This window comes from Halobacillus mangrovi (assembly GCF_002097535.1).
Classification (GTDB): domain Bacteria; phylum Bacillota; class Bacilli; order Bacillales; family Halobacillaceae; genus Halobacillus; species Halobacillus mangrovi_A.
Genome location: NZ_CP020772.1, coordinates 1087763 through 1113877, shown reverse-complemented (window position 1 = coordinate 1113877; position 26115 = coordinate 1087763). Strand labels below are relative to the sequence as shown.

Annotated in this window: 24 protein-coding genes; 5 read left to right on the top strand and 19 right to left on the bottom strand. The window is 41.6% G+C overall.

Annotated features, from left to right (window positions below):
• Nucleotides 1-147 precede the first annotated feature (147 nt).
• The gene (locus HM131_RS05410) at nt 148-1248 is read left to right on the top strand and encodes an acyltransferase family protein (protein ID WP_085028708.1); all 1101 of its coding nucleotides are present in this window, start codon (nt 148-150) and stop codon (nt 1246-1248) included.
• Nucleotides 1249-1306: 58 nt separating this feature from the next.
• On the opposite strand, the gene HM131_RS05405 is transcribed toward HM131_RS05410, so the two are convergent.
• From HM131_RS05405 to HM131_RS05360, 10 genes are read right to left on the bottom strand one after another with little or no spacing between them, the layout of a single operon-like run.
• Nucleotides 1307-2404, bottom strand: coding sequence for a glycosyltransferase family 4 protein (locus tag HM131_RS05405; RefSeq protein WP_085028706.1), 1098 nt, complete (start codon nt 2402-2404; stop codon nt 1307-1309).
• Between the two features lie 2 nt (nt 2405-2406).
• Nucleotides 2407-3642 (bottom strand): O-antigen ligase family protein, encoded by a 1236-nt coding sequence (locus tag HM131_RS05400; protein ID WP_232324878.1) that lies wholly within the window; start codon nt 3640-3642, stop codon nt 2407-2409.
• Nucleotides 3626-5089, bottom strand: coding sequence for a lipopolysaccharide biosynthesis protein (locus HM131_RS05395; protein WP_085028702.1), 1464 nt, complete (start codon nt 5087-5089; stop codon nt 3626-3628). The genes HM131_RS05400 and HM131_RS05395 overlap by 17 nt, the downstream gene beginning before the upstream one ends.
• Before the next feature lie 33 nt (nt 5090-5122).
• Entirely contained in the window at nt 5123-5734 is a 612-nt protein-coding gene (locus HM131_RS05390; RefSeq protein WP_085028700.1) for a P-loop NTPase family protein, read from the bottom strand.
• Nucleotides 5718-6464, bottom strand: coding sequence for a YveK family protein (locus HM131_RS05385; RefSeq protein ID WP_198162724.1), 747 nt, complete (start codon nt 6462-6464; stop codon nt 5718-5720). Before HM131_RS05385 ends, HM131_RS05390 begins: the two co-directional genes overlap by 17 nt.
• Nucleotides 6461-7402: an NAD-dependent epimerase/dehydratase family protein gene (locus HM131_RS05380; RefSeq protein WP_085028697.1), complete on the bottom strand. Its 942-nt coding sequence runs from the start codon at nt 7400-7402 to the stop codon at nt 6461-6463. Before HM131_RS05380 ends, HM131_RS05385 begins: the two co-directional genes overlap by 4 nt.
• 54 nt (nt 7403-7456) lie before the next feature.
• Nucleotides 7457-8410, bottom strand: a complete 954-nt coding sequence (locus tag HM131_RS05375) for a glycosyl hydrolase family 28-related protein (RefSeq protein ID WP_232324877.1) — start codon at nt 8408-8410, stop codon at nt 7457-7459.
• A gap of 13 nt (nt 8411-8423) precedes the next feature.
• Nucleotides 8424-9791, bottom strand: a complete 1368-nt coding sequence (locus HM131_RS05370; RefSeq protein WP_085028694.1) for a sugar phosphate nucleotidyltransferase — start codon at nt 9789-9791, stop codon at nt 8424-8426.
• A gap of 15 nt (nt 9792-9806) precedes the next feature.
• The gene (locus HM131_RS05365; RefSeq protein WP_085028692.1) at nt 9807-11036 is read right to left on the bottom strand and encodes a glycosyltransferase; all 1230 of its coding nucleotides are present in this window, start codon (nt 11034-11036) and stop codon (nt 9807-9809) included.
• Between the two features lie 15 nt (nt 11037-11051).
• On the bottom strand, nt 11052-11708 hold the full coding sequence (locus HM131_RS05360) for a sugar transferase (RefSeq protein WP_085031817.1): 657 nt from the start codon (nt 11706-11708) through the stop codon (nt 11052-11054).
• A gap of 462 nt (nt 11709-12170) precedes the next feature.
• On the opposite strand from HM131_RS05360, the gene HM131_RS05355 reads away from it, so the two are divergent.
• The gene (locus HM131_RS05355; protein ID WP_085028690.1) at nt 12171-13001 is read left to right on the top strand and encodes a hypothetical protein; all 831 of its coding nucleotides are present in this window, start codon (nt 12171-12173) and stop codon (nt 12999-13001) included.
• 90 nt (nt 13002-13091) lie between these two features.
• Here the strand turns inward: HM131_RS05355 and HM131_RS05350 are convergent, their stop codons facing one another.
• Nucleotides 13092-13859 carry a tyrosine-protein phosphatase gene (locus HM131_RS05350; protein WP_085028688.1) on the bottom strand — a complete coding sequence of 256 codons (768 nt, stop codon included), beginning with the start codon at nt 13857-13859 and terminating at the stop codon, nt 13092-13094.
• Between the two features lie 359 nt (nt 13860-14218).
• Nucleotides 14219-14887 carry a type 1 glutamine amidotransferase domain-containing protein gene (locus HM131_RS05345; protein ID WP_085028686.1) on the bottom strand — a complete coding sequence of 223 codons (669 nt, stop codon included), beginning with the start codon at nt 14885-14887 and terminating at the stop codon, nt 14219-14221.
• A gap of 188 nt (nt 14888-15075) precedes the next feature.
• Here HM131_RS05345 and HM131_RS05340 point away from each other — a divergent pair, with 188 nt between their 5' ends.
• Nucleotides 15076-15360: a putative quinol monooxygenase gene (locus HM131_RS05340; RefSeq protein ID WP_085028684.1), complete on the top strand. Its 285-nt coding sequence runs from the start codon at nt 15076-15078 to the stop codon at nt 15358-15360.
• 61 nt (nt 15361-15421) lie between these two features.
• On the opposite strand, the gene HM131_RS05335 is transcribed toward HM131_RS05340, so the two are convergent.
• From HM131_RS05335 to HM131_RS05305, 7 genes are all read right to left on the bottom strand, one after another.
• On the bottom strand, nt 15422-16501 hold the full coding sequence (locus HM131_RS05335) for a Gfo/Idh/MocA family protein (RefSeq protein WP_085028682.1): 1080 nt from the start codon (nt 16499-16501) through the stop codon (nt 15422-15424).
• A gap of 12 nt (nt 16502-16513) precedes the next feature.
• Nucleotides 16514-17254: a sugar phosphate isomerase/epimerase family protein gene (locus tag HM131_RS05330; RefSeq protein ID WP_085028680.1), complete on the bottom strand. Its 741-nt coding sequence runs from the start codon at nt 17252-17254 to the stop codon at nt 16514-16516.
• 65 nt (nt 17255-17319) lie between these two features.
• Nucleotides 17320-18150 (bottom strand): carbohydrate ABC transporter permease, encoded by an 831-nt coding sequence (locus tag HM131_RS05325; RefSeq protein ID WP_085028678.1) that lies wholly within the window; start codon nt 18148-18150, stop codon nt 17320-17322.
• Complete coding sequence (locus HM131_RS05320; protein WP_085028676.1) at nt 18140-19015, bottom strand: carbohydrate ABC transporter permease; 876 nt, start codon at nt 19013-19015, stop codon at nt 18140-18142. Before HM131_RS05320 ends, HM131_RS05325 begins: the two co-directional genes overlap by 11 nt.
• A gap of 1 nt (nt 19016) precedes the next feature.
• On the bottom strand, nt 19017-20330 hold the full coding sequence (locus HM131_RS05315) for an ABC transporter substrate-binding protein (protein ID WP_085028674.1): 1314 nt from the start codon (nt 20328-20330) through the stop codon (nt 19017-19019).
• Nucleotides 20331-20332: 2 nt separating this feature from the next.
• Nucleotides 20333-21259 (bottom strand): DUF1861 family protein, encoded by a 927-nt coding sequence (locus tag HM131_RS05310; protein WP_085028672.1) that lies wholly within the window; start codon nt 21257-21259, stop codon nt 20333-20335.
• A 13-nt stretch (nt 21260-21272) separates the two neighbouring features.
• On the bottom strand, nt 21273-22340 hold the full coding sequence (locus HM131_RS05305; RefSeq protein ID WP_085028670.1) for a BtaManbiosPhlase: 1068 nt from the start codon (nt 22338-22340) through the stop codon (nt 21273-21275).
• A 275-nt stretch (nt 22341-22615) separates the two neighbouring features.
• Here HM131_RS05305 and HM131_RS05300 point away from each other — a divergent pair, with 275 nt between their 5' ends.
• Together HM131_RS05300 and HM131_RS05295 are read left to right on the top strand one after the other, a co-directional pair.
• Nucleotides 22616-23644, top strand: coding sequence for a LacI family DNA-binding transcriptional regulator (locus HM131_RS05300; RefSeq protein ID WP_085028668.1), 1029 nt, complete (start codon nt 22616-22618; stop codon nt 23642-23644).
• A 350-nt stretch (nt 23645-23994) separates the two neighbouring features.
• On the top strand, nt 23995-26106 hold the full coding sequence (locus HM131_RS05295; RefSeq protein ID WP_085028666.1) for a BglG family transcription antiterminator: 2112 nt from the start codon (nt 23995-23997) through the stop codon (nt 26104-26106).
• Nucleotides 26107-26115: the final 9 nt, after the last annotated feature.

Here is a 26115-nt window from a genome sequence, read left to right as displayed (position 1 = left end):
GATGATTTTGAAACGAAATTCATAATATTAGAGATTAACTATGGAAATCCACATAAAAAATAATAGATAAAACCATGAATCTAAGGTTCCTTTTTTTACCGAAAACATATAAACTATAGAGGAAATTGTAAAATAAAGGAGCCTATAATGAAAAGAGCTTACATTAATGAAATATTCTTTATTCGCTTCATAGCTTGTCTATGCGTCGTCTTTATTCATTCTATTACTCTATCTCAGCAAAACTATGAACTGTCCGCCTTTACTTCAGACATGTTCTATCAATTCAAAATGACACTCATGTTCGCAACACCAGTGTTTGTCATGATTTCTGAGTTCTTGCTTTCCTATTCTTATCCAGACCGGATGCCAAAAGCGAAACCCTTCTGGAAAAAACGATTCCTTTATATTTTCGTTCCTTATCTAATCATGTCTGTGATTTATACCTTGTACGGGTTATGGGCAGGATCAGGGATTACATGGTCAGGATTTGTAGACCTATTCTTTGATAAAACTGTCCTAGGTGTATGGCATGGCTACTTTGTGCTAATCATCTTCCAGTTTTATGCCTTGCATTTTTTATTGAAAAAATACTTTGACCGATATCCTCCGCTCGTGATGATCGGGTTATCTTTAGTCATCAACGTACTCTATTTAGGTTTCTTTAACTTAAAAGGAAGCAGCAGCTTCCCAGCGCTTGCGTTCCTATGGGATCATTACAAGCTTCCGTTCTTAGGCTGGATCTTCTACTTCACCATTGCCTACTATGCCGGTAAGCATATTAATGTGTTCTTGGACTTACTGAGAAAGTATAGGTACTATGCGATTCCCGCCGTCATTATTACCGGCCTGATTCCGCTTTATATTAGGTACTCGAATTTCTATTCAGTCGTTTCGTCCAAGCGTTTCGATATAGTGGTTTATACCTTCTTCGTTTTCTGTCTACTCTATTTGATTGCGATAAGAATGAAGAAAACTCCACTATTTGTTTTGTGGGTAAGCAGCTGCTCCTATGGTATTTACCTGCTACACCCTTTGGTGCAATACAATGCGATTCGGTGGTTCGAACAACTACCGTTTACGATGACCCTTGATGTCCACATTGCTCTGTTATTTATCTTAGGAGTCGGTGTGCCGATGATCGCGGTTTATCTGCTGAATTTAATTCCTTACGGTTCCTTTGTTGCAGGGAAAATCAATATGCCAAGGACTCCTGTTAGAATTGATGAAACAAAAACCAAAGTTTCCTAATATACAAAAGACGAAGCATCCAATTACAGATGCTTCGTCTTTTAAGTTTTAGGGGAATTTAGATACTTTTGCCTTTTACGTTCAACTGTTGTTTAAAATTGGAATATGGAATTTTGTATTGTTTGTAAGTTTGCTCAACCATCTCTTCTGAAGTAAATTCCCTTACCACTTTCTCCCGTGCAGCATGGATAATCCTATGCCTTAATACCTCATCAGATTTCAAAGCTAAGATTTTTTCACGAAAAGCTTCTGCGCAATGGTCCTCGACCAACATCCCCGTCTCCCCATCCACGATTGCTTCCGGTATGCCTCCTTTATTAATGGATACTACAGGCGTTCCAGTGGCCATAGCCTCCAAAATGACCATCGGAAATACTTCTCTCTCAGAGGTAAGCAGAAGTACATCCATCGATTGGAGAAACTTCTGGGGTTCTTGGATTTCACCAAGTAATTGTACTCGTTCCTCAAGCCCTGATTTCTTTATTTTTTCAACTATAGGCCCTCGTTCAGGTCCGTCTCCAGCAATGTAAAACTGCACATCTTTTTCTAATTTCATAGAGGCTGCAATATCTACAAACAACCGATGATTCTTTTCTGAAGACAACCGTGCCAGAATACCAACCTTAAACACGTCAGACTGAGACTTTTCAGTAAAAGGAAACTTCTCGAGGTCAACCCCGTTGTATACAGTGGTGATCATCTCTTGTTTAACTCCATAGTTCATTAAGACTCTTTTCTCGTATTCACTTACCGTAATAATCCCGATAACAGCCTGATTCATCAAAAAGGAAAATACTCTCGGAAATTTTTCAAGAGCCGTGATATTGTGCTTCGTGTAAACGACCTTTATCTTTCGTTTCCAAACAAGCTTTCTTAAACAATTTGCATACATGACCATCCGTAGACTGTTCGCATGAATGACATCGATGTCCCACTTATGGATAAACCGAGTAAGCTTCCACAAATTTAAGAGGTGGTTTTTCCTGGACAATGCCGTATAATTTTTCTTGTTGGCAATGTAATTCGTAAGTTCTCCTCCACCGGAAGCGGTATAGAGATGAAATCCTGTACCTTTCACCATTTTGTTTTCGAGCTTGATGAAATAATTCTCAGCTCCACCCATCGTCAATTTGTCTGTCAGCATCAATACATTCATCTCTATACGGCCTCCCTTTCCATACGATTGCTTTCCTTAGACTGAACTTTTTCATCTTCATAGGAAAAATAAGTAGACAGGATGGCTAAATATAATAAGAACATGTCATTAACAATCAGCGACAAAAACATCATCTGAAGCATAAATCCAAGGAATGTTAAAAACAAGAATGGATGCTTCAAGTGAAAATTCGCCCGAAAGATTTGATAGAGCACCGTAAGTACAAACAAACCATACACAAACAAACCAATGACTCCTGACTCAGTCAACACCTCAAGGAATGTGTTGTGAACAACCAGATTATCACCGTATTCAAACGCGTTGTAATCTGCGAAGTTACTTGCACCAATCCCAAACCAGGGATGGGTGGAAAATAAATCCCACGCCCTTCCCCATAGTTCAAACCTTCCGCTTCCACCGTCAGAGGAAAAGTCTTGAAATCTGTGTTGCAGAATATCAAGGACGCGAAATTTCATCGCTAGACTGACCGCCCAGGCAATGGCTAGTATCGAAAAAGTAGATAGAAATAAGCGCAATTGGTTAGCTGGTTTGTTTAACAAGAAGTAAACAATGAAAATAATGAGGAGAATCAACAATCCCCCTCTGGAGAAAGAGAGTACACTCGTAATTAAACACAAGGCAAGACCGATCTTATTTTTCAAAGAATCGCGTTTACATAAAAAGAAAGTGAAAAAAATCGTATTATAAAACACAAAATAGTTCGGGTCTTCCATCAAACCGATCAACCTGGGATAATCGCGGTCAAACCAGACACCATAGCGTATGACTCCGTCTCCTAATAAGGAAAATCCATTGCTCTTCAATCCCCATACGTAAAGGAAAAGACTTCCGATATTAAATAAAATCCCTGCATTCGCAATTCCATTCTCCAATTCGCTCTTTTGAAACATCTGGAGAATTCCTTTCATGAGAATATAAAAGACGATATATAAAAAGATGCCAAGCATGACCCTCAGACTTGATGATGCATATAAGGAAAATGCGCCAGAAAACACATACACCAGATAGAAAAAAAGCAGCATGACTTCAAAACTCTGCAGTTTTTGAAATCGGAAGGAAGCCGCCAATAAAATGACAAGAATGCCTAAATACATCATATGTGGTTTGAAGGCGAAGCCGAGGTAAATGTGATATTTACCAAGCATGACTGAAAAGAGCAGGAAAAATAGCAGCAGACTGCTGCGCCGACCTTCAGAGGAACTAAGATGCTCCATCATGTGCCTCCTTCCTGATTTTCGACTTCGATTCAAGGACCATCTTTTTCAAAAGCTCTGGAACTTTTTCTCTCCATTCCTTATCCATTACGGCAAGGGAAAGAATAAGAACAAAATGGGCACTGGCCGCAAGAATCGGAATGGAAGATAAAAATAACTCTACACCTACTAGAGTAATGAAAAAATAAATCAAATAAGGAACAACGGCTTTTTTTCCGAGGACCATTCGATCGGGGTGACAGACCAAGAACCCGAACAACAGAATCACTTCAATGAGAACTCCTGCTGTTATTGCTCCTGTTAACCCATATAATTCACTGAAAAAAGCATAAAACAACACGCCCGATGTAACCCCTAAAGCCAGAACCGTCATTCTTCGAGACTGAAGCGCTCTTGTTGTCAGCCCATCCCCCAGAGCAATACTGCCTCCCTGAAAAACCATGACTAGAGCCAACACTTTCAGTAAGAACGCTGCTTCCATCCACCTCTCTCCAAATAAAACTCCGATAACTAGGTCAGAAAGGTGGTAAAAAGGGATAGCGGCGAGCATGCCAGCAAGTAACATCAATTTCACCTGTGTGATACTCTTTTTAACATGCTGCTCGTAATCCCCAGCCTGAAATAAACGGAACAATACCGGAAAGAATGCACCGGCGATAATAAACGGCAATTGCTGTAAAGCCTGGGGAATGCGGTAAGCGACAGCGAAATAACCAACTTCTTTCCACGTTAATGTCTGTTCTAATACAATCGGACCAATCTGAGGCAGGAGAATGAATAATAATCCGGTTACTAAGAATGGCACCCAATGTTTCCACAGTCCTTTATAAAAAGGAGACCTTATGGAAAGTCTCAGAGTCTTAGTCGTTAAAAATATCCCGAAACATCCGGCCAAAAAATAAGCGGATCCATACAAGAAAAATACGATCATAGGATCTATATAAAACCATTTCCCAACCAGGATCACGGTGATCAATAAGCCTGCAGAAACAATTCGTATCATTCCGGAATATTGCATTTTCTCCAACATCTGAAAATAGGTGATACTAATGCTCTGCATGGCGATCCCTATTACAAGTGGAAAAATCAGTGCATAGGAAAGGAGGATCAATTCCTTATCACCGGAGTAAATCCAATGAATAAGAAGGAATCCAATCATTAGCGTTGCCACTGTCAGCCCAAGACGCAGTTTTATAAATGAGGCCATGATCAACGAAATAGGAGCCTCTTTCTTCGCCCCTTCCCGAAGCACAATCTGGTTTAATCCAGCTTCCGTTAAATAAGCCATAATCATAGCAAAAGCGAGTACCACGCTAAATTTGCCATAATCATCTGTGGAGATAAAAGAGGCAAGCACAATCAATGATGCAGCATTTAAAATACTGGAAAGTGCCGTACTGTAAAATAAATGAAAGATATTCTTTCCAATAGAATTTCTAATCTGACTCATAAATTTTAGCCCCTTTCATCACTTGCTAATCCATCACTGTTGATAAACAATCCCAAGTACTTTGCACCCTGTTGTCTCAAGTTTTGCATGGGCTTTCTTTATTTCTTCAAGCTTATCTCTTTTCTGCTGGACGACAAGCACTGCTTCCTCACACCCTTCAGCCATCAGCTCTGTTTCAACTCCTGAGGATAAGGAAGGAGCCGAAAAAATCACTCGATCATACTTCTTCCTCCAGGAATCCACATGCTGTTTAAAAGAGGGAGAAAGCCAAATATCCATTGGTTTTTGATCGTTGGAACGGGTTACCAAAAGGACATCTAAGTTCGGAAGAAAAGTCGGAAAGATGTTTGTCAATGGATCCTGATGGTTCTCAGCAGGCTGCTCCATATGGAACCATTCATGGAGCATGGGTTTGTTCATATCCCCATCAACAAGCAGAACTTTTTTCTCCTGAAGAGCGATGGCAGCCGCTAGTTCTGCAGCAATCATGGCTACCGACTTTCCTGATGGAATTGAAGTCACAATTAGAATGGAAGGGCTCTGCTTCTCAACCTTTCTGCTGATTACCTTCATCTGATCGAAGCTCACAACCCCCTTCCTTTTCCTGTGCCCGCCGTGAACGATATCCTCAATGGGACTCTGCATGGATTTTGCCTCCTTTTTTCACTTTCCCTGTCGCACTTGCGAACTGTTTCTTGTAGGATTTTGGCAGATTGTCTTTAGTGGCTGCTACTTCTCCAAGTACTGGTAACCCCAGTTCTTTTTCGATTTGATCCAGGCTTTGGACAGAATCATCCCAATGGTCTTTTACCATCGCCATTCCGATTCCACAAAATAACCCCACCATGGTTCCTATCAAGATGTTCACGATCGGACTTCCGATTTCTTCAACTTTATTTGTCCCTTCCTTTTTACTCAGGACAGCTATATTTTCCATTTGCATCGAGCCTTTCATCTCTTCCACAGAAGTAGCCGCAAGAATGTTGGCTACTTCACTGGCCCGATCCGCTTCCGCATCTCTGATCACAATCGAAATAATCTGGGAATCTTCTTTATTTTTTATTGTGATTTTTTCTTCCAACTCTTCCTGAGATAGATTCATATCCGCCTGGACGGATTCCAATACGATCGGACTTGTAATAAAATCGACCGTTGAAGCAATAAGTCTGTTCACTGTTTGAGGATCAACGTAAACATCTTCCTGATTCCCCAGGTTTCCAACCAGAATATATTCGGTTGCTTCATACGTAGGTTTTAAGAAATAAAACACAGCAGCTCCACTTAAGATCGAAACGCAGATGGTCGTGATCAAAATGGTAGCCATTCTCCTTTTGAGGATACGGAAAAAGGTTTTGATATCCATTGGTTCTCTCATGAAATCACCTCTTGCACCCCGTAAGGACATTCCTGCTGATAAAATCGAACGGTCTCAAGCAGCCCTTCTTGCAGTGAATAACAAGGTTCCCAGCGCAGCATGGATTGTGCTCGATCGTTTTTTAATACACTCGAGCGGATATCTCCCTTGCGTGCTGGACGTAAACTAGACTGAATAGGTCTACCAAAAGAGACCCCTAACTGGTCAACAATTTCATTAATCGATGTTTCCTGCCCAGTCCCTATATTAAAGATTTCGTTTGTACCGTGTTCCAACGCAGCCACGTTTGCACGAGCCACGTCTCTGACAAAAACGAAATCCCTCGTCTGCTTTCCATCCCCAAAAATAACAGGAGATTCTCCACGGATTAATTTTTCGATAAAGAGAGCAATGACCCCGGCTTCTCCATGGACATCTTGTCTGGGTCCATATACATTGGCATAGCGTAAAATGGAATACTCAAGGTTATGAGTATGAGCAAAAAGGTGAATGTACTTTTCAGCGTGAGCTTTTGTCAGCCCGTAAAAGGAGATCGGCTGCACGTGATGCGCTTCATCAATAGGAAGATAGCTCGGATTTCCATATACAGCTGCCGTTGATGCAAATACGACTTTCTTGACTTTATGCTTCGCGCTAGATTGCAAGATGTTAAGGGTCGCAACAATATTTTCTTCACAGTCATATAACGGGTCTGTAAACGATTGACTTACTGAAACCTGAGCTGCTTGATGAATGACATAATCCGGCTGTTCTTTTGCAAAGATATCATCCATATTTCTCCGAACATCCCGTTTGTAGAAGTTCACATGAGGAGGGAGATTTTTCATATGCCCTGTCACTAGATTATCTACAACGACTACCTCGTAATGGGACTCTACTAATTCTTCTACTATGTGCGATCCGATAAAGCCTGCCCCACCAGTTATTAATACCTTCATGTCAACCTTCCTTCCGTTATTTAAGTAAAATAAAAACGTCTGATACCCCAACTATCATTTTTCAAAGATAGAATAGTTGTTGCCCTGCCCCTTATCTAAGAACCTATCTTTAGGTAAATTCATTCGTATGAAATTCCCATAGGATGGTTCGGTTCCTTCTATTAAAGGGTGAGCATCTTCTATGATAGAAGCGTCCCAAATCATACCTTCTAACGTGTTATTGGTCCCGGATAAAATTACCGCTTTGTCTGTTCTCTCTGTCAGTTGGATCTGAAGGTTGTCAAACATATTTCCGGAGACCTCATTAGGAATGGTTACATCACTGTCCAGGCGGATACAGACGACGCAGTCATCTAAGGTCATATTTACGAACCTGTTTCCATTTACAAAATTGTGTTCCTCTTCTTTCTCGGGAGGCGTTGCTTGTAGATGCACGGCGGTGTGAAACCCGCTAACATTCACTCCTGAAACATTTACAAAACTGATAAACTCATCAGATGTGTCCGCTGAAAAATAGATTCCTTTCCCACGATTGCTGCCACTGGAGTTGTACAACGTCACATTTTCGAGCTGAATGCGCTCAGTCGTCCAGACTTGTTCTTTTCCACTTACATGGATCACAGCACTTTGAAATTCGGGTGTGGTAATTTCAATGGTTCCGTTTGTAATTGAAGTTTTTCGTTCTAACTCCAATACGTTAAAATTTCCTTCGACAAGTATCTTTGTAGCCACTCCCATTTCCAGTGAGACTCCTTCTTTCAACCGTAATCCTTGTTTCAGGATATAAGTCTTACCCAGCAACTGGACAGGAAGATTATCATTTTCATAACTGGAATCAATGGCTGCTTGAATGGCAGAGGAATCATCCTTACTGTCATCCCCACTCGCCCCAAATGCTTCTACGTTAGTCCTGCCAGTATCTTGACCCGGGCCCATTATAAAAATCCCAATCAATACCATCGCTATTAACACCGTAATTATTCCTATATAGACCCACTGCAACTTCATATTCATTTCCTAACTATAAGTAATGTGAATACGCAGGCTTCTCCACATGTAGGATGACCTCGTCTTTTTTCCTTCGGTTTTCCATTAGCTGTTTTCCGTTCTGGATGACAACGAATTCCATATCATTAGCCGCCTTCCAGGTGTAAGTTTCTCCAACTGGAATCGTTAGAGTAGACCCAGCCGCGATTTCTGAAAACTCACCATTCAAAACTAGTATTCCTTCCCCTTCTGTCACCGTCCATACTTCTTGATTTGCATTGACCTGGTCATTTAAGGTACTGCCAGCGGTCAAGTGGACTTTTTCCGTCAGTGTTTCTGTGTCATTTTCCTTTTGGCTATATTCCAGTACTCTGCTCCATCCCCACGCGTATTCCTCATATCTTGGACCATCCTGAAAATGGGAGACGTACTGTTTAATTTTGTGACTGCTCTTTTTATCTGTCACCAACAAGCCATCAGGACTTGCAGCTACCACGACATTCTCTACCCCCATCAAAATAATCGGGATATCCAGTTCATTCACGATACAAGAATCCATTACATCATGACTTATGACTCCATTACCGATAACGTGGGTATCCATTTCATCCGTCAACGTGTTCCACGTTCCAAGATCTTTCCAGTAACCATCATAAGGAAGTGCGATAATGTTTCTTGCTGTCTCGACTACTTCATAATCAAAGCTGTTGGATGGAAGCTGACCATAATACTTCAGTAAATCATTGTACTCCACAGGGATATTTTTACGTTTGAGCAGTTGGATGATATATCCCAGCTTGAAACCAAATACACCACAATTCCAAAGAGCCTCTTGATGGATCAACTTTTTGGCTAATGACTCATTCGGCTTTTCACAAAACTTATTTACTTTAATGAAGTCGTTCACTGTTGTAATGTTCGGAACGATATACCCATACTTTTCTGAAGGGTAGGTCGGTTTCACGCCGAGGAGAGCCAAATCAGCACCGCTCTCATTCAGTCCCCATTCGAGTTTTTTGATCGTTTCAAAAAAGTGATTTTCCACAAATGGATCTACAGGCATGACTCCTATAACCTCATCTAGACTGCATCCTTCCACGGAATATAGATACACGGCTGCTAATGCGATAGCAGGAAAGGTATCCTTCCGTTCTGGCTCGACCACAACAGGAATGTTTTGACCAAGCTGGTTATGGAGCATTTCGACTTGAGAGCTGTTTGTTGCGACAATAGCCTTATCTTCAAGGTTATATTTCCCGAGCTGTCGCCAGACGCGCTGAACCATGGACTCCATCTCTCCGTTTTCACCTTTCAGAACTTTAAGAAATTGTTTGGACCTGGCATCGTTGGAAAGCGGCCATAAACGCTTTCCGGAGCCCCCCGATAAAAGTACGATCCGCATGTAACCCACCGCCTTTCATGATTGGACAATCACTGGTTCCAAATCTTCTGATGTCTCAGACCTTCTATGCCTTTCAGCTTCCTGCCAAGTTTTCATCAACCTGTTACAGTTTTTCTCCCAGGAATAATGGCTTCGGACAAAGGCCTGCCCTCTGATGGAATAACGTTCTTGTAATTCGGGTTTTTCAATCAACTGTTTAACAGCTGCAATTATTTCTTCCGTATTCCCTGTGCAAATCAGTTCATCTCCACGCCTTCCTGAAATACCCTGCAAAGCTGTTGGAGAAGCAATGGTCGGCAATCCGCATGCCATCGCTTCCACAATTTTGTTCTGCATTCCTGTCCCTGACTTCATTGGATAAATCCCCATTTGCGCCTGCCTCAGAGGCATGCATATATCTTTAACAAATCCGGTCACCACCACATTATCTTTGCCGTTTAACGCTTTAACTCTCTTAACCGGATCTTTTCCTACGATGTAGAATTTATAGTCCGGATAGGCCTGGTGAATATGGGGCCAGACGTCTTTCACAAAATCAAGTACAGCTTCGACATTCGGATAATACTGCATATTCCCATGAAAAAGGATGATTTTTTCCTTTTCCACCGACGGATAGCCAGCAAGATGCTGTTTCGTAATGAATGTTCCATTTGGATTAACGACAATTTGCGGGTTGTTTAAATAAGTTTTATCCTTCTCAGAAACAATCGTAGTCCGGTCAAATTTCTTTAAAATGTATTCTTCATATCGCTTCATCAGCCGTGACTCCAGCTGGAATATTGGTCTTAGCCACTTCTTCTCCTTATTGGCACGGCGTTCCATATTCAGCGACAATGCATCAATCATATCCATACACTTTGGGCTATTGGTATCGATCACATATTCCGCCAATCTGACCGTCTGTACATGAATCATATCCGGATTCAACTTTCGATGAATCTCCATCACACGTTTCTTTATTTTAGGATTGAAAAATAGATTGACTTGAATCGGTTTAAAATTATAAATCGTCTTTAATGACCGAAACAGCTTTTGTATTGGATGAACCCGAAAGACAATCACTTCTTTACAGTAAGGAGAAAGCTTTTTCTTAATGAACTCCCCTTCTTCCTTCGTTTTTACAAACGTAAGCAGTTGAACGTGATGGCCATTAGCTTTTAATTGTTTGATCTGTTCCCAAGCAATCAGCTGGTCCCCTTTATGGGGTGGATATGGCGGTCTAGCCGACATGTACAATACGTCCATGTTGAACCCTCCTGTTTATCTAGCACCTTTTCCAGTAAAAACAATTTTAAATGTCAGCAGTAATATTTTTATATCAAGGAGGATGCTGCTCTTGCGAATATACTCTAGATCGTAAGCAAGCTTTTCCTCAGGAGAGATATCATATCCGCCGTTTACTTGAGCCCATCCTGTTAGTCCAGGTTTCACAGCGAGACGGTTAACAAATCCCGGGGTTTCTTGATTGAAAATTTCCGTAAAAACTGGGCGTTCCGGCCTTGGACCGATAAAGCTCATCTCACCCTTTAAAACGTTAATTAGCTGTGGAAGTTCATCCAATCTGGTTTTTCTGAGAATTTTTCCGACTCTGGTCACACGGGGATCATCAATCTCTGCCCATCTTGGTCCATCTTTCTCAGCATCCATCTTCATCGTTCTCAGTTTAAGCAACAGGAAAGGTTTCCCCAGCATCCCTACTCTTTCTTGCGGGTAAAACACGGTGCCTTTCGAATCCACTTTAATAGCGATCGATAAAATAAGAAGAAGAGGTATGAATATGACTAAACCAGCAATAGCCAGAACAATGTCAATGAACCTTCGGGCAAAAACATATGGAGCAGATGATAAAGACCTGTTTTTAATAAGGAACAATTCTGCTTCAGCAGCGACCCTTCTGATTTCCTTTCTTTTCTCCATTTTTACTGTCAAAACCCGCACCTCCATAAATTCTTTTTTGTAGCTGCTTCAATTTCGTTCTTTATGAAGAACTCAACCTTGAATGTATATTAACAGATTTCTCGTTCTTTATAAAGAACTTTCGTTGATTATTTTACTTTTTTTGCGAAACGGATATGAAGAAACCTAGTTAGAGAAGGCAGTAGAGGGGTCTGAGCTATTTGGAAGAGTCAAAACAACTCAGGGAAGATCGTAAAGCTCGAATATTGAGGAAAAATAGTACAGTTGGTTGATTTCAATAGCTACTAGGAGTTCCGAAAATAAACCCCGTCCAATTTCGGAACTCCTAGTAAATTACTAGAATAATATAGAACATAAGCATTACCTTTACAGGTTCTCGTACATTATAAAGAACTATTCTTGAAACCTTTACATCTATAAGCTAAAGGAGTAATGCTAATTAAAGGAAAGTAGGAACAAAAGATGATTGAAGACATCTATGTTGAAGACTTCACAGGTGCGAATGACTCTTTGAAAATACAGGCGGCCATTGACTTTGCCAGTAATAATAAAGGGAAGACCGTGATCTTGGGAAATAAAAGTTATCTCATCACAGCACCAATAGTCATTAAAAAAGGCATCAAATTACTGTTCAATTATGGAAGCCAGTTCATTGTTAAGGGGAACTTTCGCGTGTTGGAAGTTCAAAACAACGCTTCCCTTGAGGGAGCCTACATTGCCATAGACGATCCTGCATTTGCTTCAGAAGTTATTTACTTAAACGGGAAATACAAGTATTACAACGTATGGAACAGGACCCAAATTAAAAATATTAATATCGTCCATTGGCATAGTAGTCACAAGGGTACGGGAATATCCCTCTTTTCCGGGGGACCTGGTCATGAAATTTCGTTCGTGGATTTTGAGAATATAAAAATTGCCGGGTTGAGGACCGCCTTAAAAATGGTTGCTAATCGCCCATCTAGTGGGTTCGCCTGGATCAATGCAAACCGTTTCCTCAACTTGTCGCTTGATGATTGCATTGAAATGATCATGATGACTAGCAATTCTACGATTCCTAATGAAATTAGCGGGAATCAATTTCAAAATCTCCAAATTCAGCCCACGTCGGTGACCACAAAAATCCTTAAAGTTAGTGGACAATTCAACTATATTCATGGGATGGCGTGGGATGTCCCCTCTACCCCTGTGATCGAGTTGACCGCTAACAGTATGGATACCACACTATATATCCCCTCTGTTTCGGACAACCAAATTATCGACAGGGGACAGCGAAATAGGGTCAATCTATAAACTGCTGTTCTATTGAAGATAAATCTCACTATGAGAAAAGAAGAAGCGTCCATCGAGGACGCTTCTTCTTTTCAGGAACGGATATCACTATTAAAATATGCCTATCCCTTTTTTCGCTTTCATCCGCTCAGGCGGATCTGTATAAACCATCTCACCATCTAGGATAACATGAGCATTTTCCATAAACTGATAAACTGTATCGGCTCCATACTTTTTCTGCATTTTATCATACGCGGCTTTCATGTAGAACTTTTTCTTCTTCGTGTCACGCGCATCCGAAGCGATCACGTGTGCCAGATTATGTTCAATCATGTTGAACGCTAACTTTTGAGCAGGGCGTCCATACTTTCCTACGATACTGCCAGCCGTTACTTGCGTAATGGCTCCATTCCTAACAAAATGATAGAGAAGGTCAGGTTGTTCCTGAATCACTTTATTTCTTTCCGGATGAGCAAGAATCGGCTTGTATCCTGCAAGCTGCAGTTCATATAGAACATTTTTGGCGTAATTAGGCATCATATTGTACGGCAGCTCAATAAAGATATACTTACTTTTATGATTAACAGAAAGAAGCTCTTCTGCCTCAAGAGCACTCATAATTTCACTGTTCATTCTCACTTCCTGTCCGTACAAAACCTCAAGTGGAATTCCTTGTGCTTTAAGTTCTCTGTTTAAATCCTTCACTTTACTAATGATGGAATGATTGGCGTTATGAAAGTTACTCGTCATATGCTGCGGAGTAGCGACAATGGTTTCAATGCCCTCCTTCACGGCCTCTTTTGCCATTTCGATGCTATCTTCTAAAGTTTGTGCCCCGTCGTCTACACCGGGGAGAATATGGCAATGCAAATCAATCATTCTGAACACCTCTCCTATACTCTTGTTAACAATCTCTATAATCATTAGTTCTTTAAAGAGAACATCCAACTCAAAAAAATAATAATGAATCAATAGTCCTTCAGTTCATTATTTAGAACTGTTGCTATCATTATAAATGGTTAAGTTTGGATTATAAAGTTCAAAAAACAACTAATTTTTATAGAATAATATAATAAATGATAAGGAATCTCTATTTTTCATTAATTACCTTCCATTTCCTCTTATTCCCTTTTTCAATATAGAGAACAACTGGTTCCATATCATCAGTTCTTAATGACGACTATTCCTTCATAAAGAAAGTCCCCTCTTATAAAGAGGGGACCCTTCTATAAAATCTATTATTTTTCATTCAAGGCTTCTACCATTTTTTCAGCAGCACTTTCACTCGACATCGGGTTTTGCCCAGTAACCAAGTTGCCATCACGGACTGCATGAGCTGTCCAATCTTCACCTTTAGAGAAGTTCGCTCCTTTGTTGCGAAGCTCTGTCTCTAGCATGAATGGCATATGAACATCTAAGCCCATGCCGATCTCTTCAGAGTCTGTGAAGCCTGCTATCTTTTTCCCTTTTACAATTGGCGTACCGTCTTCGTAAGTTGCATTCACAAGACCGCTTGGACCGTGGCAAACAGAGCCAATGACGTTACCTTGTTCGGCATGCTTTTGCAGTACATATTGTAATGTTTCACTATCAGGAAAGTCGAACATTGTTCCATGTCCACCCGGAAGGAAAATGCCATAAAAACCTTCAGCGTCTTCTTTAGAAAGCTTAGCTGTATCTTTCAACTGCTCTTTAGCTTCCGCCCATTCCGCTACTTCCTCTTCTGGAATACTGTTTGGATCCAGTGGAACTTCGCCACCTTGGATGCTTGTTACTTTTACATCGTAGCCTTGTTCTTTGAAGGCGTTGTAAGGCACCGCATATTCTTCCAGCCATAGGCCTGTTTTATGATCGTCTGTAATCTTGGTGTGATTGGTTACAACCATTAGTACTCGTTTGTTACTCATTGGTTTTGCCTCCTTCAATTGGATCCTTTTCTGATGTAGTCTTCATCGACCACATGTATGTTATACCATCTATATAGAAGAAACCGAAAATCATTTGCTCACATCCTTTAGTAGAGGGGCAGTTCGGATTTGTGCGAATCCCAGGTTCGTATGGTAAAGTTGATAAAAATGATAAGGGGCGTTCAAGTATGACAAATATAGTCGTAACAGCCGTTTTTAAGCCGAAGCAAAATCAAACGCGACCATTGATCCATGAACTGGAGAAAGTGAAGAAAGCTTCTAGAGAAGAGAAAAGCTGCATTCAATATGACCTTCATCAGTCACTTGAAGACGATACCTTGCTTATCTACGAGGTATGGGAAGATGAGGATGCTGTAGAAGAACATATTGAGACGGACCACTATAAAACGTATCGGAAAAATACCGAAGACTTGATTGAATCAAGAGATGTATATAAGTTCAAAAACATATAAAATAATTGAATACAAAAAGAGACTATAAATCGCTAAACGATCTTATAGTCTCTTTTCTAAACTAGTTGAAATAAACAGCCTTCCCAGTTCTCGCAGATTCATAGATAGCCTCAAGAATTTCACTCACCACTAGCGCCTGTTCTGGCTTCACAACGGGTTCCGTACCATTCAAAATGGATTCTATCCATAGTCTCGCTTCACGGTCCGCATCACTCTCTACTTCCCCATCAAAAAAGGCAACGCCTCCAGCTCCGAGATCCGGTTTTGTGGTGTGGAGTTTCCCGTGTTTTTCACCGTTAATTCTCAATCCGTCTTTCATGTCTGCGCCGCCGCGTGTTCCGCATAGTGTAGTTTGAGCTTCTCCTACATCAAGTGTATTAAGAGCCCAGCTTGATTCGAGAATGACGGTTGCTCCATTTTTCATCGTAATCATTCCAAATGCTGAATCTTCGACGCTGAACTCCTTAGCATCCCATGGACCGAATGCATTGGCTTTACTCTCTTGATCAGAAAGCTTGTGATAGACATTCCCTACCACACTTTTCACGTCATAGTTGTCCAGCATCCACAGGGTTAAATCGAGGGCATGGGTTCCGATATCGATCAATGGTCCGCCCCCCTGCTCCTCTTCGTTTAAAAATACTCCCCACGTAGGAACGGCACGGCGACGAATCGCATGAGCCTTCGCAAAATACACATCACCAAGCTCGCCGCTTTCACACACATCCTTCATATATAAAGAATCCTCACGGAAACGATTGTTATATCCGATGGTGAGCTTCTTTCCTGTACGTTTAGCCACATCAACCATTTCACGTGCTTCCACTGCTGTTTTCGCCATTGGCTTTTCACACATGACATGAGTTCCAGCTTCAAGAGCAGCAATGGAAATTTCAGCGTGGCTTTTATTCGGTGTACAAACGTGCACGACATCAAGCGTTTCCTTTTCCAGTAACTCTTTAAAATCTGTATAAACTGTTGCTTCCTCCAAACCAAATGTAGCAGCCGCTTTGACTGCACGCTCCTCGACCAGGTCACAAAAAGCGATCATCTCAACAGTATCAAGCTTAGACAAGCTAGGCATCTGTTTTTCATTCGCAATACCGCCACAACCAATAATAGCAATCTTCAATTTTGACATAGAATGTTCCTCCTATAAGATCCCTCGTAAGTAACGAAGACTGATTTCAACGCTTTCCATTTGATCGATGTCGAACGCTTCCTGTTCGACCGTGTACCACTCAACTCCTTGCGACTGCCCCGCCGAAACGATCTCTGGAAAATTCATGATCCCGCTTCCTACTTCTACATTTCTTTTCTCTTTCCAGTTGTTCATATCCTTTAAATGCAACCATTTACAACGATTTTTTAGTTGTTTGATTAAATCAACAGAACGAACTCCGCATACTTCTGCCCAGTACGTATCCAATTCAAAAAAGACGAGGTCTTTCTCTGTTTCATCAATTAGATATTGAAGCCCTGTTTTTTCTTCAATGGTTTGGAATTCAAAATCGTGGTTATGATATCCAAATACGAGACCGTTTTCCTTACAGCGTTCTCCGACTCGATTAAAAAGTTCAGCCATACGTTTATAGGCATCGGCACTGTTCCGATACTCCTCTGGCAATCCTGGACAAATGATAGATGGATTTCCTATTTCTAGCGAATAGTCCATCACTCTATCCAGATTCTCCTCTAAATCCTCAATCCCAATATGGCTGCCAACTGTTTTTAATCCATACTCTTCTAAAGCTTCGTTCAATGTTCTACTTGAAGTCCCGTAATATCCAGCAAATTCAACGCCATCGTAGCCAGCTTCTCCAACGCGTTTTAGTGTGCCTAAAAAGTCTTTTTCCGTAAGTTCCTTCAACGAATACAGCTGTAATCCGATCATTAAAAACAACACTCCTCTTTAGATAGTAGAAAACCTCCACAACAAAACTGTTGGGAGGTGCCGATTCATTTCAGGACAAACTGCATTCCGTCTTTGAAGTTTTTACTAAAGATGATAAAAAGAATGAGAATCGGTAAAGTTAATAGAACGGATGCGGCATACATCGGCCCCGGATATCCACCGTATGGCCCGAACATCTGCGCCAATAACACGTTCAATGTAAGCATGTTCTCACTGTTCACGACTAGCATATCCCATAAGAGTTCGACCCAGCGTTCCATAAACACAAACAGAAACACAATCGTCGTAATCGACTTCGACATTGGCAGGACAATTTTCCAGACGATCTTCAATTGACTCGCCCCGTCCATCTTGGCGGCTTCAATTAATTCATCAGGAAGGCCTCTGAAATAGTTGGTGTACATGAAAATTGCCCACAGGTTTACCGCTTTTGGCAAGATCATAGCCCAGTACGTATCGTACATGCCGAAGTAACGAATGATTAAGAAAAGCGGGATCAAAAGGATAACAGCCGGGTAAAACATTTGGAACAGAATGATGTTATTAATCAGTCGATTCCCTTTAAATTTAAGCTTAGCAAGCGAATAACCGACTAAAACCGCCGTGGCAATCATCAAAATTGTAGAGGTTGTCGTAACAAACACACTGTTAAAAAATGCCCTCAGCCACGGACGGGCGTTGACCCCTTCGCCGCCATTAAACAGCCATTCGTAGGAACGCAACGTAAATTCTGTAGGAATAATTTTCCGATCAACCTGGTCCCAAACCGCAAATGATCCGAGCACCATATAAATGTAAGGGGCGACCATAACGATCATAACGATAGAGGCAATGACGTATAACATCGTGACTTTAAATTTACGATTACCAGCCATGTTTAGCCCCCCATTTCTCTAGAATTTTTCTAAACACTAAAATCGAGCCAAAGGTTACAAACGAGTTGATGACTGCAATCGCCGTTCCATATCCAGCATTCAGACGCTCAAATGCTTGGGTGTAAATCTCAAGCTGCCATGTGTGAGTAGCAAGATCCGGTCCACCGCCAGTCAGTACATAAGGCTCCGTAAAGATCCCGAACATTAACCCGACTGCCAGGATGGTTACCGTATAAAAGGACGGGTAAAGCATCGGAATCGTCACATGCCAGAACCGTTTCCAACCGACGGCTCCATCTATTTCCGCCGCTTCATATACATCCTTCGGAATACTCTCAAGTCCTGCAACGAATAACAGCGCATAGTAGCCGGCGAACTTCCACGCCATCATCAAAGCAATGATGAGGGGAGCAAGCACCGAAGATCCAAGCCAATCAATATCCAAGCCAAAAGAATCTCTCAGCCAAATATTGAACGGGCTATTGTAGGACAACACACCGTTTACAACAATTGCTGAAGCTACTCCCGAAGCTAAATACGGCAGGAAGAAAGCAACAGAGAAAAGCCCTTTAAATTTAGGAAGGGAATTAATGATGACTGCCAAAAGCAAGGATCCACCAACAACGATCGGCACGAACATCGCCAAAAATTTATATGTAACGAAAAAGGCCGCCCGCACACTTTCACTGAAGAAAGCTTGAATAAAGTTCTGGATCCCTACAAATTCATAATCTGGGGCAATCAAATTCCAATTCGTGAAGGCTAAATAGGTCGCCCATAATAATGGAAAAAGAAAAAAGATAAGTGAATAAATGAGGTAAGGGCTGGCAAACAGCCAGCCTAACCTCGCATTACTTCGTTCCATATCACTTCAACACCTTGTTGATTGCATCGGTCATATCACTCCACGCTTGTTCAGGATCTTTTTCTCCCTTGACCACTGGATTCACCGCTTCCGTTCCAATTACTTCTTGTACTTCCACCGTCACTTCACTATCGATTGGCGGTACTGCGTTCGGAATATTATTGGCATATTCCTGAAGCTCTGGATGCTCATCTAAATAGCCGGTGAACGTTTCATTTGTAGACAAGTCATCACGTGCAGGAGGCAAGTTCGTCTGTTTTAACCACTCAAGGTCATGCTCTGGATTTGAATAAACCCACTTCACGAAATCAAACGCGGCCTGCTGCTGTTCTTTTGATGCAGATGCATAGATGGAAAGACCTTTTGTATCAGCAAACGTCTTCGTATTCTCATAATCGACGCCTTCAGGGACTGGAGGCATTGTCAGGTCATACGTTTCGCCAAGCTTCATCTCAGGGAATTTCTCTGCCCAGTAAGAGAAAGTCCATGGTCCGATATCCATCATAATGGATTGACCTGTTTCAAAAGGATCAGTCGCTTCACGTGTCAGAAGAAGATCCTTTTCACTTAGATCTTTCAGCAGTTGAAGCGTTTGAACTCCCGCTTCTTTATTCGCTACAAATTCATTTCCTTCAACAAAATTGTTTCCTTCTGAAGCACCGTTGTAAAGCATAAAGAAGTCAAACCAGCGCGCCCACCATGTAGGCTTCACTAAGTCCGCTCGGGACCATAAGAATTTTTTTGGATATTGTTCTTTCAACTTCTCGCCGACTGCTAACACTTCGGCGTACGTTTTTGGCGGCTCCTCAAAACCAAGTTCCTTTAATATATCCGTTCTCCAGGCAAACAGCATCGCATTCGAATAGATCGGAAGTACATACTGATGGTCATCGGCGAACTTCCATGAAGCAATAGTCTCTTCCATTTTTCTTTCCTGGATCAATTCATCATATCCTTCGAATTCTTCCATAGGTACAATCGCGCTGCTCCCCGCAAGCTGGGCCGCAAATCCACGTGAAATGTTTTCTGAAATGGCTGGTGCATTTCCTGCAGCAATCGCTGATTGGATACCCGCTTCAGAAGATGGACTTTCAGGCATCGGAGATACATTAATCTTCACGTTTTCATTCTCTTTCATGTACTGCTTGGCCATATCCTCCCAGAATACTTGCTGTGAGGGGTTAGGCGCTGCCCAAAAATCGAACTCTACACTTCCGTCCCCTTCTCCACTGGAGCTTTCCGATTGACATCCTGAAGCAATCATGGCTGTGACAAATAGAAGAACTAATAAACGATAATAACGAATCTTTTTCATCCTCATTCTCCTCCTTTAATATGAAACGGATCTGGAATTCTGATCTTATGTGCTTCTGCATCACTGACACCTACGTAAAGCTCAGCTTCTCCATTCTCTAGTTGTCTGAGTCCCCCGCTGAACAACACATCCACTAAGTCTTTTCGTTTCGCTTCACCTTCAGGAAAGTCATCCCGTGTAGCAATGATCTTCATATTTTCCAGGCTCATCTCTTCACGGTTCAGCAAAGCAGTGATCGGATAATAATGGCGGTTGTCCTCTTTATCAAACCTGGCAATGTGACCTAGCATTCCAACCTGACCGTTATCTAACAAGTAAAGTTCATTCGCTCCGCCCCATTCTTCGTCGATAAAATGTCCTTGTAATAACGGTGCCTTTTCAATAGTGGCTGGGGTCAACTCTTCCAACGAAACAATCTCAATATATCCAATCTTTCCACGCCCGCCTTTATCTCCTTGAGGACGAGTAAAGACCCCAACTTTATGGTCAGCTAGTTCTACTAATCGAATGTCCTTCATCCCTTGAGGCCCTTCAGCAAATGGCTCTAAATCATCGATGTTTTCCCCTTTATAGAAAACGGTCTTCCAGGTAAGAGCTCCCGGCTGATTGGGATGAGGTGAGATTTCCACCCCGCCGAACACGAGTTGATCATGAATAAAGGTGACAAAAGGATCTTGGAGTTCAAATATTGGAGCCCCTGCCCGAGGCGTCCACCGCTCCCCCTCTTTTGTGAAAAACATCACCTTAGAAAACTCTGAATCGCGAGGCTCCACGCGTCCAGCGATTACATCTTCACGCAGGTCTTGAAAAGGAGCAGTAATGTTATACACATCGTTATCACCTATGTCGACAAAATGAAGCTTTTCCCCCTTTGCAAGCGGTGGTTGATCTCTGTATTGGTCCAGCAGTTTCTTTACCGTAAACGTCATAAAGTCCCCTCCTTCACATGTAGGTTAGGCGTGATAAGATATCTTCTACCTGCATTTCACAAATGGCCATTGATGTGTCAGATACACCATAGTAGATCCTAACTAGATCATCCTGTAACGTGACACCACAGGTGAAAACAACTTTGCCAAAGAACCCATGAGTCTCGTAATCAGCTTCAGGTGATAAGATGGGTTCAAAAGTCTTAGCAATGACTTTTGAAGGATCATTCAAATCAAGTAAAACAGCTCCTAGACAATAACGGTCATCTTTATCAGCCGCATGGTAAATCTCCAGCCACCCTTCCTTTGTTTTAAAAGGAACGGCGCCTCCGCCGATTCGGCCGTTATCCCAGCCATCTTCACTAAGACCTAATAAGTGTTTATGGTTTCCCCAATTCACGAGGTTGTCGGACTCTGCAATCCAGATTTCCGGCTGTCCGATTCCTTTCGGGACTGGACGGTGAAGGGCATAATACTTTCCATTGATTTTCTCAGGTAAAATCGCAACATCCTTGTTTTCCGGAGGGAAGATTAACCCTAAACGTTCATAACTGACAAAATCCCTGGTAGAAATGAGTCCTACGGCCACGCCTTTTTCTGAAATCGCACTGTATTGGATGTAATATGTATCTTGGATTTGCGTGACTCGCGGGTCTTCCACTCCCCATGACTCAGCCGATGTACCGGGATAAATAAAAGGCTCTTCATCAACGGTAAAGTTTTTGCCATCTGTGCTTCGGGCGATTCTGATGTAAGATAAAGAAGTAAGGTAAGCCGTACCTCTTTGTTTCTCCTTATGCATGATCGTTCTTGGATCCGAAAAGTCATAGTTCTCATCCGTTTTTTCTAGGGTAAGCACTTGCACTTGCGGCTGATCATTTGAAAAGTCGACAACCGTTGTTTTCACTGAATCAGCGTCCGTTTGGATTGGTCGCTCTGCTACTCGGAGCAGCAGTAAGGTCTCACCCTTATACTCAGCCACTCCTGCATTAAATACGCCAATGACCTCGTGATCGTCATGGTAGGCGGGTATATCTTGCGGTTGTAAGATTGGATTTTTTTCTAGACGTTTTACTATCATGTCATTAGGATCCCCCATTCGCTTTTGTAAACCCTTACATAAAACATTAAATAAAAAGGTGCAATTACTTTGTTTTACATTACAAAATTATTTAGTAACGTGATTTAATTACCTTACAAATGATTATACTAGGTTAATATATCATGTCAACAACGAATTATCGTCAATTAAATAAAGTGTCTTTTTCATTGAATTAATTGGAATAATTAAGTATATTTAAAGTAACGTTACAAGTATATTGTTCGGATGACTGATAAAGAAAGGTTGACTTTTATATGGGAAAAAGAGTCACGATGCAAGACATTGCCGATCGATTGAATTTATCGAAAAACTCCGTCTCTCAAGCACTTTCGGGTAAACAGGGGGTCAGTGAGGAAACGAGGCAATTAATTTTAAAAACAGCTGATAAAATGGGCTATCACTATAGCCGTTCCAATGCTCCGGTAAAAAGTGAAACCAGTTTGACCGGAAATATCGCCTTGATCGCTTCTGAATTTGCCTTTTCCATGAAGAGCTTTTTCGGTGAAATCTATTTGAGCGTCGAAGAAGAAGTGACAAAGCGAAATAAGAATTTATTGATCCAGTCCATTAACAACCAATCAAGAGACCAGCTGGTCCTTCCACCATTCATAGAAAAAAAACAAGTCGATGGGGTGCTGATTTTATCCCATATTAGTAACGACTATATTCAAAAAGTACTCGACACCGGTATTCCAACCGTCTTGATTGACCACCACCATCCTGAAATAAAAGCCGATGCGGTGCTGACTAACAATCGTTTTGGCGGTTATACTGCTACTAAGCATTTGCTGGAACTTGGCCACAGGGAGATCGCCTTTATTGGAAATATCGATTTTTCTCCGAGCTACCAGGAACGCTGGGAAGGCTATATGATGGCTCACAGGGAATACGGCATCAGTCCGAAAGAGGACTTTCAGTTGAAAGATGCACTAGAAGAAGGCCCGGTGATTAACCATTTTATCGATCAACTGACCGAACAGCCTACCGCCTGGTTCTGCGTAAACGATGGATTAGGTTACTTAGTCACATCCGCACTACAATCCCAAGGCTATAAAGTTCCAGATGATGCGTCTGTTTGCAGCTTTGACAACGGCCAGCTTTCTCAGCTTTCTACTCCATCTATTACAACGATGGATATTGATTTTAAGGCGTTTGGTCAAAATGCTGTAGAGAAGTTATTTTGGAGAATGGAGAACCATGGGGCACCTCACCAGGAGATTCTTCTGCCATCGGAGCTAATTGAAAGAGAGTCTACTCAGAAGATAGGGACAAAAACAAGGTGAAACAACAATAGTAAAAAGTATATTATGAAGAAAAGAAGGAAGCTGACTCAATGAATAGAGGCAGCTTCCTTTTTTATTATGATCACCTCACTACAGATAATTAGACCCCCTCATCCCTGTTCAGCAAACAGTTCATTAACCTTTTCCATATTTTTCTCTAACAAAAACACAAGACCTTCTAGTCATGAGTTCATTTTTGCAAAAATACCACTTACAAATTATGCACACTGAAACCCCTTTCAATACTAATGAAAGCGCATTATAATTAAGCCATAAGATGATCATCGAAATAACAACCGTATAATTCTGCAAAAATTACCAGATAATAAACCAGAATAAGGGGGATCCTCATGGTACTGGATAAAAGACGTGCACACTTATTATCCATCATTCAATTATCGAATGATCCTATCCCGACAAAAGATCTGGTTGCAAAAATGAATGTGTCTCAACGCACGATTTATTATGATCTCGATCAGATTAACAGTTGGTTAGAAGATCAGAATTTAGACCCGATTGAAACGAAGCATGGTGAAGGGCTATATCTGCCGGACACAACAAAATCCAAATTGAACCTTCAAAAGGATGAAAGTTTCGATAATTGGCAATACCAATTATCGAAGCAAGAACGAGAAGTGCTCATTAAATCAAAGATATTATTGGAAGAACAAGATGCCTCGATGCAAAGCTTCATGGACCTTACGAGCATGAGTCGAGGCACCGTCGCGAAGGTTCTTAAAGTGATTAAAGAAGAGTTCAGGCAAGCCGGTTTAACGTTGTACTATCAGAAAGGCTCTGGATACCGCTTAAGCGGTCCAGAGGAAACAAAAAGAGAAATGCTTTCAGATATCCTAGCCGTCATCTTCTCTCACCCAGAATGGCAGAACGTTCGGAATGAAGTTCATCGAATGATTGAGCCTGGAGATGAGGACTCGTCCCAAGAGACCGACCAGCGGAATACCGTGAAAAATCTCCTTTTTGAGGCTGAGCAACAATTAGGATTGACGTTGACCGATGAGATGGTAGAGATCCTTTCTCTACAGATCTTAATGATCATGAAACGCATCCAGTCAGAGAAGTATATCGTTGTTGAAGAAGAGGAAAAACAGGTACTCAAACAAACAGAGGCTTATCAGGCATCTCTGCTTATCACGAACAAACTCAAGGATTTATGGGATGTATCCTTTCCAGACGACGAGATTTGCTTCATTACGATGAATTTATTGGGTTCCAAGGTTCAGCATGATGACTTCAGTCGCTATACGGAACGTGAACTTTCCGGACTTCGCGAGGTCGTTCAACGGATGATTTCTGACTTTCAATTGTATTCAGCTGTCGTGTTTGATGACAAGAAAGGGCTTGAGGAAAATCTGATTTTTCACATTAAGCCGACGTATTACCGCTTGAAATATGGTGTGAAAATCGCCAATGATTTAGCGGAAAGTATCCAGGAAAATTATCCGGACATCTTCCACTTGACGAAACGTGTGATGAAGCACTTAGAGCTTTATGTTGGAGAGCAAATCCCTAATGAAGAAGTTGCCTATATCACCTTGCATTTCGGTGGATGGCTGACCAAAGAGAAGAAACAGGTGGAAACGAAGTACAGCGCGATCATCGTTTGTGAAAATGGGATTGGAACATCCAACATGCTACGCACCCAACTAGAAAATCTGATTGCAGGATTGAACGTGACCAAAACCATGTCGATCCGGGAATACCAGTCCATCGAACCAGAAGCAGACGTTATCTTTTCGACGAATTATATTAAGGCAAAAGACATTCCCGTTATCCATGTTCCAGCCATCTTGACCAACCTTGAAAAGGAACAGATTATGCGGCGGATGAATGAGCTCTTCCATTCGAAACAGCCAGAAAAAGATTCTACGGATCTGCTGATGGATGTCATCGAACAATATGCGACGATCCATCAGAAAGACGAACTGAAAAGGGAATTAGTTCAACTTTTAGACCAAAATACACCGCTGACAAAGGAGCTGCGAAAGCCTATGCTCAACGAATTATTAACAGAAAAAACGATACAATTCAAAGATCATGTATCCAGCTGGGAAGAAGCCATCGAAACAGCTGCTCAGCCCCTAGTTGATCAAGAATCGATCAAACCAGAGTATATTCAGGCGATGATTGATAATGTTAAGGAGACGGGACCTTATATCGTCATTGCTCCAAGAATCGCCATTCCCCATGCGCGTCCCGAAGCTGGGGTAGAAAAACTGGGAATGAGTTTCTTGCGACTGAAAGAACCTGTTTACTTTTCAGACAAGGAAAAACACCGCGCCCAGTTAGTCATTGTTTTAGCAGCTATTGATAATCAAACCCACTTGAAAGCATTAGCTCAGCTTACTGAGTTGTTATCAGATGAAGAAAATGTCGAGCGTTTAATTGAAGCCAATGATGCAAAGACTGTCATTGAACTAGTCAACAAAACGGTAGAAGCTTAAAAAATTTGA

Bases quoted from the DNA above. Each gene is read 5' to 3' on its own strand.
- HM131_RS05410 (WP_085028708.1), top strand. From the start codon at position 148: ATGAAAAGAGCTTACATTAATGAAATATTCTTTATTCGCTTCATAGCT.
- HM131_RS05405 (WP_085028706.1), bottom strand. From the start codon at position 2,404: ATGAATGTATTGATGCTGACAGACAAATTGACGATGGGTGGAGCTGAG.
- HM131_RS05400 (WP_232324878.1), bottom strand. From the start codon at position 3,642: ATGATGGAGCATCTTAGTTCCTCTGAAGGTCGGCGCAGCAGTCTGCTG.
- HM131_RS05395 (WP_085028702.1), bottom strand. From the start codon at position 5,089: ATGAGTCAGATTAGAAATTCTATTGGAAAGAATATCTTTCATTTATTT.
- HM131_RS05390 (WP_085028700.1), bottom strand. From the start codon at position 5,734: ATGCAGAGTCCCATTGAGGATATCGTTCACGGCGGGCACAGGAAAAGG.
- HM131_RS05385 (WP_198162724.1), bottom strand. From the start codon at position 6,464: ATGAGAGAACCAATGGATATCAAAACCTTTTTCCGTATCCTCAAAAGG.
- HM131_RS05380 (WP_085028697.1), bottom strand. From the start codon at position 7,402: ATGAAGGTATTAATAACTGGTGGGGCAGGCTTTATCGGATCGCACATA.
- HM131_RS05375 (WP_232324877.1), bottom strand. From the start codon at position 8,410: ATGAAGTTGCAGTGGGTCTATATAGGAATAATTACGGTGTTAATAGCG.
- HM131_RS05370 (WP_085028694.1), bottom strand. From the start codon at position 9,791: ATGCGGATCGTACTTTTATCGGGGGGCTCCGGAAAGCGTTTATGGCCG.
- HM131_RS05365 (WP_085028692.1), bottom strand. From the start codon at position 11,036: ATGGACGTATTGTACATGTCGGCTAGACCGCCATATCCACCCCATAAA.
- HM131_RS05360 (WP_085031817.1), bottom strand. From the start codon at position 11,708: ATGGAGAAAAGAAAGGAAATCAGAAGGGTCGCTGCTGAAGCAGAATTG.
- HM131_RS05355 (WP_085028690.1), top strand. From the start codon at position 12,171: ATGATTGAAGACATCTATGTTGAAGACTTCACAGGTGCGAATGACTCT.
- HM131_RS05350 (WP_085028688.1), bottom strand. From the start codon at position 13,859: ATGATTGATTTGCATTGCCATATTCTCCCCGGTGTAGACGACGGGGCA.
- HM131_RS05345 (WP_085028686.1), bottom strand. From the start codon at position 14,887: ATGAGTAACAAACGAGTACTAATGGTTGTAACCAATCACACCAAGATT.
- HM131_RS05340 (WP_085028684.1), top strand. From the start codon at position 15,076: ATGACAAATATAGTCGTAACAGCCGTTTTTAAGCCGAAGCAAAATCAA.
- HM131_RS05335 (WP_085028682.1), bottom strand. From the start codon at position 16,501: ATGTCAAAATTGAAGATTGCTATTATTGGTTGTGGCGGTATTGCGAAT.
- HM131_RS05330 (WP_085028680.1), bottom strand. From the start codon at position 17,254: ATGATCGGATTACAGCTGTATTCGTTGAAGGAACTTACGGAAAAAGAC.
- HM131_RS05325 (WP_085028678.1), bottom strand. From the start codon at position 18,150: ATGGCTGGTAATCGTAAATTTAAAGTCACGATGTTATACGTCATTGCC.
- HM131_RS05320 (WP_085028676.1), bottom strand. From the start codon at position 19,015: ATGGAACGAAGTAATGCGAGGTTAGGCTGGCTGTTTGCCAGCCCTTAC.
- HM131_RS05315 (WP_085028674.1), bottom strand. From the start codon at position 20,330: ATGAAAAAGATTCGTTATTATCGTTTATTAGTTCTTCTATTTGTCACA.
- HM131_RS05310 (WP_085028672.1), bottom strand. From the start codon at position 21,259: ATGACGTTTACGGTAAAGAAACTGCTGGACCAATACAGAGATCAACCA.
- HM131_RS05305 (WP_085028670.1), bottom strand. From the start codon at position 22,340: ATGATAGTAAAACGTCTAGAAAAAAATCCAATCTTACAACCGCAAGAT.
- HM131_RS05300 (WP_085028668.1), top strand. From the start codon at position 22,616: ATGGGAAAAAGAGTCACGATGCAAGACATTGCCGATCGATTGAATTTA.
- HM131_RS05295 (WP_085028666.1), top strand. From the start codon at position 23,995: ATGGTACTGGATAAAAGACGTGCACACTTATTATCCATCATTCAATTA.